Origin of the sequence: Clostridium sp. Cult3, assembly GCF_021655115.1 — a bacterium.
GTDB lineage: Bacteria > Bacillota > Clostridia > Tissierellales > Tepidimicrobiaceae > PPXY01.
In genome coordinates this window covers 26,912-38,014 of sequence record NZ_PPXY01000014.1, presented here as the reverse complement: position 1 = coordinate 38,014, position 11,103 = coordinate 26,912, and the positions used below count along the sequence as shown (strand labels likewise).

General features: G+C 34.6%; 11 protein-coding genes, 1 tRNA gene and 1 other RNA gene. 5 read left to right on the top strand and 8 right to left on the bottom strand.

All coding sequences use genetic code 11. From position 1 onward, the window contains the following. Positions 1-223: 223 nt before the first annotated feature. The 4 genes from recR to C3E88_RS03680 form a co-directional block, all read right to left on the bottom strand. The gene (recR, locus tag C3E88_RS03695) at positions 224-823 is read right to left on the bottom strand and encodes a recombination mediator RecR (RefSeq protein ID WP_236908814.1); all 600 of its coding nucleotides are present in this window, start codon (positions 821-823) and stop codon (positions 224-226) included. 17 nt (positions 824-840) lie between these two features. Next, positions 841-1,176: a YbaB/EbfC family nucleoid-associated protein gene (locus C3E88_RS03690; RefSeq protein WP_236908813.1), complete on the bottom strand. Its 336-nt coding sequence runs from the start codon at positions 1,174-1,176 to the stop codon at positions 841-843. 21 nt (positions 1,177-1,197) lie between these two features. Then, positions 1,198-2,817, bottom strand: coding sequence for a DNA polymerase III subunit gamma/tau (dnaX, locus tag C3E88_RS03685; protein ID WP_236908817.1), 1,620 nt, complete (start codon positions 2,815-2,817; stop codon positions 1,198-1,200). Positions 2,818-2,901: 84 nt separating this feature from the next. Continuing rightward, positions 2,902-3,966: a DUF2804 domain-containing protein gene (locus C3E88_RS03680; protein WP_236908812.1), complete on the bottom strand. Its 1,065-nt coding sequence runs from the start codon at positions 3,964-3,966 to the stop codon at positions 2,902-2,904. Positions 3,967-4,198: 232 nt separating this feature from the next. Here C3E88_RS03680 and C3E88_RS03675 point away from each other — a divergent pair. Both C3E88_RS03675 and ffs read left to right on the top strand, forming a co-directional pair. Next, a tRNA-Ser gene (locus C3E88_RS03675) sits at positions 4,199-4,290 on the top strand. A gap of 12 nt (positions 4,291-4,302) precedes the next feature. Further along, an RNA gene (gene ffs, locus C3E88_RS03670) (signal recognition particle sRNA large type) lies at positions 4,303-4,569 on the top strand. Between the two features lie 41 nt (positions 4,570-4,610). On the opposite strand, the gene C3E88_RS03665 is transcribed toward ffs, so the two are convergent. The 4 genes from C3E88_RS03665 to C3E88_RS03650 are packed head-to-tail and all read right to left on the bottom strand — an operon-like array spanning position 4,611 to position 8,531. Beyond that, positions 4,611-5,048: a flagellar protein FliS gene (locus tag C3E88_RS03665; RefSeq protein WP_236908811.1), complete on the bottom strand. Its 438-nt coding sequence runs from the start codon at positions 5,046-5,048 to the stop codon at positions 4,611-4,613. 15 nt (positions 5,049-5,063) lie between these two features. Next, complete coding sequence (locus C3E88_RS03660; protein ID WP_236908810.1) at positions 5,064-5,960, bottom strand: flagellin N-terminal helical domain-containing protein; 897 nt, start codon at positions 5,958-5,960, stop codon at positions 5,064-5,066. Beyond that, on the bottom strand, positions 5,947-6,150 hold the full coding sequence (locus tag C3E88_RS03655; protein ID WP_236908809.1) for a hypothetical protein: 204 nt from the start codon (positions 6,148-6,150) through the stop codon (positions 5,947-5,949). The genes C3E88_RS03660 and C3E88_RS03655 overlap by 14 nt, the downstream gene beginning before the upstream one ends. 8 nt (positions 6,151-6,158) lie before the next feature. Beyond that, entirely contained in the window at positions 6,159-8,531 is a 2,373-nt protein-coding gene (locus C3E88_RS03650) for a DUF6240 domain-containing protein (protein WP_236908808.1), read from the bottom strand. Between the two features lie 127 nt (positions 8,532-8,658). Between C3E88_RS03650 and C3E88_RS03645 the strand changes: the two genes are divergently transcribed. Genes C3E88_RS03645 through C3E88_RS03635 form a run of 3 tightly spaced genes read left to right on the top strand, consistent with a single transcriptional unit; the run spans position 8,659 to position 11,056 of the window. Then, positions 8,659-9,105: a YaaR family protein gene (locus C3E88_RS03645; protein ID WP_236908807.1), complete on the top strand. Its 447-nt coding sequence runs from the start codon at positions 8,659-8,661 to the stop codon at positions 9,103-9,105. Positions 9,106-9,132: 27 nt separating this feature from the next. Beyond that, complete coding sequence (locus C3E88_RS03640) at positions 9,133-9,429, top strand: phasin family protein (RefSeq protein ID WP_236908806.1); 297 nt, start codon at positions 9,133-9,135, stop codon at positions 9,427-9,429. Between the two features lie 46 nt (positions 9,430-9,475). Further along, positions 9,476-11,056 carry an ABC1 kinase family protein gene (locus C3E88_RS03635; RefSeq protein WP_236908805.1) on the top strand — a complete coding sequence of 527 codons (1,581 nt, stop codon included), beginning with the start codon at positions 9,476-9,478 and terminating at the stop codon, positions 11,054-11,056. Positions 11,057-11,103 lie beyond the last annotated feature (47 nt).

Sequence of the window (11,103 nt, the reverse complement as noted above, 5' to 3'; positions counted from 1 at the left end):
TTTAGCGATAGCGATCTTCGCAGCCATTTTTTCTCCGTGTCGTGATACTTCACGAATCTTGCATTGGAGGTGGCGTTCTTCCCCAAATATGTCGGGACTAGGCACATAATTACAACACATAAATCTACAACTATATATCAAAAAGTCAGGAGATGTCATGAATTTATTACATGATTTCTCCTGACTTTCAAAGAATTTTATGGGGACAAACTAGCCCCTGGTTTTATAATTCCCTCCTGTTTTCCATAGCCTTTGAAAGAGTTACTTCGTCGAAGTACTCCAAGTCTCCACCTACTGGAATTCCGTGGGCTATTCTGGTAGTTTTAATACCTAGAGGTTTTAGAAGTTTTGCTATATATAGTGCTGTAGCTTCTCCTTCTACTGTAGGGTTGGTAGCTAATATTACTTCTTCAATCTCACCTTCATAGGTTCTATTTAGTAATTCCTTTACTTTTATTTCGTCTGGACCTATATTGTCCATTGGGGATATGGCACCATGAAGTACATGATATAATCCCTTATATTCCCTGGTTCTTTCCATAGCTATTATGTCTTTTGCTCCTTCTACTACACATATAATAGATTTATCCCTTCTATCGTCACTACATATATGACAAGGGTCCTCATCAGTCAAATTACAGCATATGCTACAGTAATGAACCTTCTCTTTTGCATTTGTAATGGCTTTAGCCAGCTTTTCAGCTTCTATAGTATCCATTTCCAATATATAAAAAGCAAGACGTTGAGCAGTCTTTCTTCCTATGCCTGGCAGTTTAGAAAACTGTTCGATTAAATTCGCAATGGGTAGTGCATAGTAATCCATCTACATCAACCTTTCCCTTAGAACAATCCTGGTATATTCATACCTCCAGTTAGTTTGTTCATCTCCTGTGTTGCCAATTCTTCTGCATTTCTTAAAGCCTCGTTTACTGCCGCTAATACTAAATCCTGTAGCATTTCTACATCTTCAGGATCTACTACTGATTCGTCTATAGTAATAGCTATTATCTCCTTTTTACCATTAGCCTTAGCTGTAACTGCTCCCCCTCCTGCACTGGCTTCTACCTCAGATTGTTCTAATTGTTTTTGCATTTCTTCCATCTGTTTTTGTACCTTTTTCATCTGTTTCATCATGTTTCCCATATTACCCATTCCTGGGAATCCACCTCTTGCCATATTAAATCTCCTTCCTATAAATCATTTTATTTCTACAATATCTTCTCCAAAGAAGTCCTTTACTTCTTGGATTTTGTCTTCTTCATCCTCTGTATCATCGGATATCTGTTGAACATCCATGATAAAGTCTATGTTAATATTTTTGCTAAAATAGGATGACACTATTTTTTGTACCAGTTCCTTGTTCTCCGTGCTACTTATGAGCTCCTTGTGAATACCATATCCATCCTTGTATCCAATTTGAAGTTTGTTGTTTACAAAAGAGACTGGTCTACCTTCCATTAGTAGGGCATGGGTGCTAGGTCTACTATCTCGTACTGTCTTCAACACTTTTGGCCATTGGTTGATAATGGTTTCAAAGGCTAGCTCCTTTCCATCGTCAAATATTGGAGCCGAATCCATTTCTTTCTCAACTTTTTCCTTAGGTGCTTCTATTTTCTTATTGGATACTTTTGTTTTCTTCTGAGTTTTCATATCTGTTGTCTTTGACAGACCTATGTCACCAGTAGCTATCATCATCTCTAATTTCTTTACCCTATCTTCTAAACTTACCTGTTCTTCTAAGTTTACCAGTTTTATAGTGGCCATTTCAAGTATTATTCTTGGTTGAGTTGCCCATTTAGCTTGACTTTCACTTTTAGTTAGTATGTCTAATGCTTTTAAAATATAATCTAAAGACATATCATTGCTCTGTTCTAAGTACATTTGGATGGTTTCTTCATCCATATCCATTATGTCCCTAGAATTATTAGTAGTCTTTGTAATCAATAGGTTTCTAAAGTGATATATTAGATCTTTTATAAATTGATGAATGTCCTTCCCATTCTGAACTATTTCATCTATTTTCAATAGTGCTTTTTCTAGTTCTTTTTCCCTTATATCCCTTACCATAGAAAACAAAAGCTCTGTATTGGCTATGCCCAGTATGTCTAGAGCATCTTCATAGGTTAGATCTCCATCTTTGTAGGATATGCACTGATCTAAAAGACTTAAGGCATCTCTCATAGCGCCATCGGAATTCCGAGCTATTAAACTAAGTGCCCTTCCTTCTACTGGTATACTCAGCTCATCACATATCTTTTCCATATTAGCCACTATATCTTTGTTTATTATCCTTTTAAAGTCAAATCTTTGGCATCTAGATAGGATTGTTTGAGGTAATCTTTCAGATTCTGTAGTAGCTAATATAAATATTAAATGCTTTGGCGGTTCTTCTAAAGTTTTCAATAGAGCGTTAAAAGCTCCCTTTGATAGCATATGAACCTCGTCTATTATATAGATCTTATACCTTGCTCTTGAAGGAGGATAGACTACCTTATCCCTTAGCTCCCTTATATCGTCTACACTATTATTGCTTGCAGCATCCATCTCTATTACATCCATAATGGATTCATCCAGTATGCCCTTGCATATTTCACACTCATTACAGGGGTTACCATTAATTGGGCTTAGGCAGTTTACCGCTCTTGCAAATATCTTTGCAGTAGAGGTCTTTCCTGTCCCCTTTGTACCAGAGAACAGATAGGCATGACCAATATTGCCATTTGCAATTTGATTTTTTAATGTTGTAGTTATATGTTCTTGCCCCAATACTTCATCAAAAGTCTTAGGTCTATATTGTCTATACAGTGCTTGATACATCTTATCCACCCTTATATTATTTAATACATATATTATACCAGATGAGAGGAATAATTACACCAATATTCATATTGGGTGTCCCCCCTATATTCTAAATCTTTTCTTTTCTCCCATACCAAAGCAATTGGAAATATCAACCTTTGTATCTATTGATTTAAATTGTCCCTCTATCCTTCCCATAGGAGCTTCATAATCAATGGATAATATCAATAGATTTACCTTTATCTCGGTTTTGATTTCTGGATAGAAGTATAGATCTACCATCCCATAATCATCTTTAATATGCCATTTTTCTTCTTCACCTTGCTTATAAGTGTAGAATTTAATTGGTGGTAAGGGATACATGCTACTGTCCATCCATAGGCAGTTTTCGTTGTAAACTTCTTTGTTAATTATCTGATTGTCCGTTAGATTGAATCCAAATATATGACCATTAGTATCCTTTCCCCATCCTGTTGTCCAATCATATTTCATATTATAAGGATAATAGCCTTTGTGATCGTCTATTATCATATAGGAATTATCTATATCAAATAGAAGGGTTTCTTTCCCTAATACCATATAGCCTTCCATAGGCATGAAATTTTTGTGGGAATACAAGCCTCTATTCTCACCGAAGGGCTGACATATGACTATGGGCTCTGGGGTATGGTGGCATTTAATGACTAACTTCACATTGGGTAAATCCTCCATTGGATCTATATCTGCTGCGACCTTTATTTCGTTTCTTTCTAGATTATTATGGATTGACATTTTAAACTTTTTTGCCTCATATTCCGTACATGTATCTACAAGGCCTGATGCTATGGTAGGAAGATTAAAAGATGAGGTGATTTTTTCATACCTGTACAGTTTTTTAATTTGTCTATCATATATATGTAGAAGAGCAATTCCAGCTACTTTAGCATTGTATATGGCTCCAAATATGAATATCCTTTCATTACCTGCCTGAAAAGCCTCCCATTCCTTTAGACGAAATTTCTTAAAGGATCTTGTAGCTGGGAAATTAAAAGGCCCCTTGGCTTCTAGCATATTTATATTGGGAATGGCCTTTCTGTATGTTCCAAAAGTAAACATTCCATCATCATCTACTACGCTGTCAATGGGTTCATGAATTTTCCTATAATAGGTTTTTTCCCTTACATCCACTAAGGATACCCCCTTATATTTTAACCTTAACTATATTATAATGGATTGGATGTATATATAAAAGGTTTTGATTTTGACGTTTTGGGATAAAATCTCCACTGAAATAGCTACTAGGGTGTAGGATTTAAATGCACAAATTTACATCCGTCAAAAAGTTATAGTTGACATATGGAGATAATTTAAGTATAATATAATTCTGTAAAGCCTATGTTTATAATTTAATAATAATTTTGGAGAGATGGTCGAGTTGGACGAAGGCGCACGACTGGAAATCGTGTAAACGTGATGAGCGTTTCGAGGGTTCGAATCCCTCTCTCTCCGCCATTTTAAATTTTTCCGTGCTAGATGGGGAGGTAGCGGTGCCCTGTAACCTGCAATCCGCTATAGCAGGGTTGAATTCCCAGTCTAGGCGTTTTATATTTCAAGGTCTGCCCTAAATAAGTGGCGTTGACGAATGGGTCCTGCGCAACGAAAATCTATGAATCCCGTCAGATCCGGGAGGAAGCAGCGGTAAGTAGACACTTTCGTGTGCCGTAGGGGTGCCTGTTCCGAGTTAACTGTTTAGGTAACGCTTGGGGTATAGCGACAAAGCTGGGTGCACGGGTACATAGAAAAAGCTGTGGAATATTCCACAGCTTTTTTAGTTATCCTTCAAAACTTCTATTGCCTTTTAATGTATGCTCATCCAAGTGATTCTTCCCATAGGTAAGGCCTGTTACCGATTTTGGTTCTTCTTTTATTTCTAGTTGTTGAAATCCTTCACATATAGGGGTAAGCACCTCTATAGAAGTTTCGAATAGGGATGGATCCCTTTCATACTCCCCTTCAGTTATCAATCTGTTTATGTAAAAGTTGATTTCACGTAAATTTGAAGAAATTTCATCATCTCCACTGAATTGAACCAATAACTCTGCTAATATGTCCCGGGAATGATTGGTTATCCTGTTTAACGTTTCATAGTCCTCTTCATGGATAGCTGCTATACCACTGGTGAAGTTGTGAATTAATGCTTCATATAGTATGGCTATTAGTCCTGCTTCATTGGTAGTAGAAATTCTCTTTTCTAATCCCATGGCATCCATAGTTCAAATCATCTCCTATTGTAATAATTGAAGTACCGACTGAGGTAGTTGATTAGCTTGAGAAAGCATAGCCGTTCCTGCTTGTTGTAATATGCTTAATTTCACAAATTCACTCATCTCTATAGCCATGTCAGCATCCTCTATTCTAGATTTAGCTGATGTTAGATTTTCTGCCGTATTATCTAGATTCTTTATGGTATGCTCTAATCTATTTTGATAAGCCCCTAGTTTGGAACGATGGGAGGCTACCTTAGTTACTGCAGCATCATAGATTTCTATGGCTGATTCAAAATTTTCAGGGACTAGTACACTATCGTCAACTTTAAATCCATCATTATCATCATCTTTTATTATAATATCATTAATAAGCTTTAATCCATCATTATCATCATCACTAACAGTAATATTTATCTCTGACATATCTATCTTAATATATTGGTCTTTATTTGCTCCTATATGAAGTCTAAGGTGGGTAGAAGTATTATCACTACTTAGATCCCCTTTCAATAATGGTATTCCGTTGAATTCCGTATCTTTTGCAATTTTATCTATCTGCTCTGTTAATTCTTTTAGTTCATTGGCTATGGCTTCTAAATCCTCATCTGCATATATTCCGTTGGCCCCTTGTACAGACAGTTCTCTCATCCTCTGCAGCATAGCATGAACTTCGTTTAATGCTCCTTCCGCAGTCTGGATTAAGGATATGCCGTCTAGGCCGTTTCTTGAAGCTTGTCTTAAGCCTCTTATCTGTGCTTCCATCTTTTGGGATATAGCTAGTCCTGCTGCATCGTCGGCAGCCTTATTAATCCTCTTTCCTGATGATAGTTTTTCTAAAGCCTTTTCCAGTCCATTGGTATTGATATTCAACATCCTGTGGGTATTTAAGGCCGGTATATTGTTATTTATCCTCATCTTTCTCTCCCTCCATATTGTTTACATTTTCGATAAAGGATAAGGTCTCTCCTAGAATTTGAAATAATTCCTTTGGGACCTTTTCCACATTTTCTATTCCCAGTTCCTTTTTTAGTTGAGAATTGCCTTCCTGTTTCTTCTTTTCATAGGCCTCTTTAATATATTTTTGTGGGACTAAACGTATTTTCATATTCTCACCTAATATAGAGTATTTACTTTCATTTCTTTTAAATTATAGCCAATCCTATTTAATCCGCTTTCCAATATATTTTTGTTTTCTAATATCATATCTTCTTTATTTCCTTCAAAATCTACAGACACATCCCTTCCTTTTACCCTTAAGTTAAAGCTTAGCTCCCCTAGATGTTCTGTATGAATATTGAAGTAAAATAGCATATTGTTCTTATCTATACCCTTTTTAACGTTGGGAATTATTAAATTAACATTTTTGTATCCTTCTCCTGCCACCATCGGCAGCTGTAAGATTAGATCATCTTTAGAAAGCATATCCTGTAGCTCTAAATACTTTTCCATCTGTTTCATGGATTCATCTTTTTCTCTACCATTAGAGTCTGATGACTGGCTTAGATCTTCTAAACTCTCTAGCACATCTTTATAATCCTCTTTGACCCTATCTTTCCCTTCCTTTAGGGAAGTAGAAAATTCCTTGATTCTATTCTCCAATATTTGGGTTCCTTCTTTTAACTCCTTATCCATGGAATGCTTCTGTTTCTTTAATATTAAATCTATTATAGAACCTAAACCATTGCTACTGTGTAAAAGATCGTTTAAAAAGTTTAATTGATTAATAGACATATTGAGATGATTTTTTATTGCCATAGATACTAATATATCCTCTTTTCCTTTCATATGGGCTATCCTCTTGGATAGCTTACTAAAATCCCTAGCCTTCATCTTGTCATCTATATATTCATTTAGCTCCTCTATAGCCATATGCTCTATATCTAAGCCATCTTCTATGCTCATCCTAATTATATTTAATGTGGTATTGCTTCTAGCATTTAAGTATTCCTGTCTAATAAGGCTTTCCTCTAGCTGGCTTATAGGTTCTAAGGCTATATCTTCGCCATGGTTTAACTCCCTTTGAGATTCATATAGATTGTGTAAGCTTATGGTATTGTACCTCTTTACTGCAAAGGCTATAGTATTTGAATCTACTTCTCCTAGGGTGTTAAATATATTGGAAATGGTTATAGCTTTTTCAGCAGTTTTCCCATTTAACCCCTTATCTAAGTTTTTATCTGTGGAGATTACTTCCTTCAAATTTTCTACCCTAAAGTCCTTTCCAGATTTGATCAAGTTTATCAAATCCCTGTAGGTAATGGATTTCAAATTTGCTACTTCCTTCAATATATCTTTTGCCTGATCTAATTGGATATCCTCTTCTAAAGGAGGTAGGTCCTTAACTATCTTTACTAATTTGGATATATCTTCTTTTAGTGGGTCTATCCTATCATCTATTAATCTAACCACATGAACTTCATCTAAAAGGGTTATCAGTTCCTCTAAGTCTCCCTTCAAATCCATAATCTTTTCTACATTATCCCTTGTAATATCTACCTCATTTAAAACAAGCTCCCTTATTAGATTGATGTTTTCTTCCCTCTCATCTAAATTCAATTCTCTTAGTATTGCCAATATATCCTCTAGAGACAGTTCTTCTTCTATGGTGAAATTATCGTATATGGTAGAAGTAATATTCGTATCTATACCACTAGTATTATAAGAGTGTTTAAGTTTATATAGGTTTTCAATGTTTACGGTAGCTTCTTCTTTTAATGCCTTTACCAATATCTCATCATCGTATTCCCTCAAGTCCTGAAGTTTGTCTATTACTTCCATAACCTTTTCTATATTTTGCCTATTTATGGGCATCTTTTGTCTATCTAGTGCTATGATACTGTCATAAACATCTTTTCCCATCCTAGTTCCATATATATCTTTTGCAATTTTTTCTGCTTCCTTGTAGCCTAACTTTTTATTTGATTTAAAAAGTTCTATTAAAGATATATCCTGTTCTTCTCTATTTATCTCCTTTAACCCTTCAGCAATTTTTTGAAGGGAGTCTTCTCCTATATCTATATCCTTGTGCAACAACTTAATACAGGAGTCAAAATCTATATTTTCAACTATTTCTTCTAAATATCTTTTAGACATAAAAAAGGATTCTAAATTCTCCTTGTTTATAGGAATATTATGATTTAATAGATATTCTATTGCTCTTCTAGTCTCTTCTGTATCTTGAAAACCTAATTCATTTATGATCTCTTCCGAATCTATAGACTTTTCTAACCATTCTTCCTGAGATTCGTTCACCTTCATGGACAATATATCCTCTTTATCTATTTTTATCTTTTCCCCTACTTGGAAGCTAGTTTCTTCCTTTAGCCTCAAGGCATACTGAAGGTTTCTGTCTTCAAAGGTTTTTTCCACCTTGATGTTCTTGCCTTCCTTTTCTACAAGTATTCCTTCTATATCATAGGGAAGAGTAGGTTTTAGAGAATAGGCTTCTATTATATTTTCCTTTTTGTTTAAGCTTATTGCTTCCATAAGATCATCCTTATCTATTGACTTCAATAATTATATCGACATTTTATCATTTTTCCTTAAGTTATTATTATATTTTTTATTTATGTTGCCGATAGTATATAATAGAATAGTAAGGGAAGGTGGAACTATGTCTAGGATCGAAAGAGCAAGTATAAGCAATATAACAAGAATTGACAATGTAAATAGAACTCGAAAAAATGAAGTTCATGAAACCTTTAAAAATAAATTAAATGAAATAGAACAAGAGCATATAAAAGAGCAACTTAAGATATTATATGATAAGATAGAAGTACAGTCCAGTAAACTTCAGGACAAACTGTTTATTGAGGATTTAATTCAGTATAAAAAACTAGTAAAGGATTTTCTAGATATTACCATAAATAATTCCCACATATTTTATAAGGAAAATTCCTTGGATAGAAGGGGTAGACATAGGGTATATTCATTAGTAAAGAAGGTTGATAATGAATTAGATGAATTAACTAAAGATTTTTTAGACCTAGAAGGCAATAGGATAAAGATACTTAAAAAACTTGATGATATTAAGGGTATACTTCTAGATATTCTTACATAGGTGTTAATAATTTTGGGAGGGATCACTATGGAAGATCTATTAAAAAAGGTGTTTTTTGCAGGTATTGGTAGTCTTGCTCTAACTTATGAAAAAGCTAATGATCTAGTACAGGATTTGGTAGAAAGAGGTAAGATAACAGTAGAACAAGGTAAGAAGTTAAACGAGGAGCTAAAAAGGGTAGTGGAAGACAACAAGTCCAATGCCCAGAATATTGTCGATGTAGAAAATAATATTAAAAACTATCTAGATAGCTTAAATCTTGCAACAAAAGAAGATTTAGAAACCTTAAGTAATAGAATCGATAAGCTAGAAAAAAATAACTAATATGGAGGGATAAAACACCTTGATTCTTCAAGGTGTTTTGTTTGCTATGGATAATAATTATACAAAAAAAAGGCTTAAAGAGATCGTATCCGTGTCTGTAAAACATGGGTTTAAGAATGGAATAGGAGATCCAAAGGAATTAAGGTTGGTGTTAGAAGAGCTGGGTCCAACCTTTGTTAAGATTGGACAAATACTATCTACTCGCCCAGATATATTGCCTATGGAATACATAGATGAATTCCAAAAATTGCAGGATGAAGTTAAGCCTGAAGATTTTGACACAATGAAAAGGGTCATAGAGGGAGAGTTAAAAGGCTCTATTGACGATATATTCATGGAATTTAAGACAATCCCAATAGCTTCTGCTTCCCTGGCTGAGGTATATTCTGCCAAGCTTAAAACTGGAGAAAAAGTGGTAATAAAAGTTCAGAGACCCTTAGTTAGAGAACGGATGTTATCAGATATTCAAATACTAAAAAAACTTGCCCCCTTTGTCAATTTTACTGCTACAGGGGAAGTTGTAGATATGAAGGAGATAGTAGAAGAACTAAGCACCGCTGCCCAAAAGGAATTAAACTTCGTAGAAGAGATGAACAATATTATCAAGTTTACTGAGAACAACAAAGATGTAAAGTTCATAACCTGCCCCAAAGTCTATGAAGAATATTGTACGGACAAGATTTTGGTGATGGATTATATATCTGGAATAAAAATAGATAATACAAGTCAGTTGTCAGAAGAAGGTTATGATATCCACGATATAGCCACCAAACTTACTTATAATTATTTTAAACAGATATTTGAGGATGGTTTTTTCCATGCAGACCCTCACCCAGGAAATATATTAATCCATGAAAATGCCATAGGATATATAGATTTTGGTCTTATGGGAAGTTTGGATCTGAATTTAAGGAAAAAATTAAACCAAATATTAGAAGGGGCTGCTACAGGGGATATTCAATTAATGACCAAATCCGTTTTAAAAATAGGCATAAAAAAAGGCCCTATAGATGTAAATAGGCTTCACAAGGATATAGAAACTATGTATGATACCTATATAGATGAATCCATCCACAACTATGACCTCCCTCAGATATTGGAAGAGATCATGATAATATGTAAAGAAAACAATATCAATATGCCTAAGGATATAACTCTATTAGTAAAGGGAATGATGACCCTCCAGGGAGTACTGGCCAAGATAGATAAACAATTGACCATAATAGATATTGCTCTTCCTTACTTCGAGGAACAGATGGTAAAAAATAAATTTAATAATATGGATCCAAAGGAATTGGCTCTATTTTTGTATACGTCTATTAAATCTAGTCTAGAATTATCCTCTAAGGCTTTGGAGTTTATAAATACTGGATTAGCCGGAAGACTAAAGCTAAACTTAAAGCTTCAAAACATAGACGATGGTTTAAACGAAATAAACCGAATGGTCAATCGACTTATATTTGCCATAATAGTAGCAGGCCTATTGGTGAGCTCTTCCCTAGTAATCAATGCAAATGTAGGATTGAAAATCTATGGTGTATCAGCCATAGGTATAGTAGGGTATTTAGGTGCTGGTATAGCTGGGCTGTTGTTGTTGATTTCTATATTCCAGTCAGGAAAATTGTAATGGTTGAAAATATAAAATCCTAGCAACAAGTCATTGACTTGTTGCTA